This is a genomic window from Paraburkholderia rhynchosiae (assembly GCF_002879865.1).
Classification (GTDB): Bacteria; Pseudomonadota; Gammaproteobacteria; order Burkholderiales; family Burkholderiaceae; genus Paraburkholderia; species Paraburkholderia rhynchosiae.
Genome location: NZ_PNXY01000124.1, coordinates 1 through 483, shown reverse-complemented (window position 1 = coordinate 483; position 483 = coordinate 1). Strand labels below are relative to the sequence as shown.

1 protein-coding gene is annotated in these 483 nt (G+C 65.6%); it reads right to left on the bottom strand.

The features are described from left to right. Positions 1-6: 6 nt before the first annotated feature. Positions 7-483, bottom strand: a 477-nt coding sequence (locus tag C0Z16_RS38000; protein ID WP_158244589.1) for a hypothetical protein, incomplete at its 5' end; no start/stop codon positions are given.

Here is a 483-nt window from a genome sequence, read left to right as displayed (position 1 = left end):
CTCAACCTACGCGCAGCAGGGCGCGACGCTCACGAGCGCGGGCACCGTGACGATGACCGGCAACGGTCTCGCGAACCAGTACACGGTGAACGCCGCAGGCGATATCTCCGCCGCCGGCGCCACCGTCGACGTCACGTTTTCCGCGTGATAGCCCTGGTTGGTGAAGCTGTTCGCGCTCACCCGCACATCCTGGCCGGCGTAGAGATTTCCCGCGTTGGTCAGGCTCGCGCCGGTGCCGGTGAGCGACAGGTTGTTGCCCGCGACGATCTGGCCGGCGTTCTGGGTCGTAAAGACGGTGACGGTGGATGTCTGCGCGGCCGGCGGTCCGGTTGTCGGGATCACGTTCGCTGGCGCGGTCATTGCGCCAGACGGATTGCCCAGCGCATCGACGGACTCAAGCATCGCGGCGAGCGTTCCTGCTGCATACGCCGCCTTCAGTTGCGTGAGAAAACCCGCATACGAAGCAGCATCGATGCTGTCGGT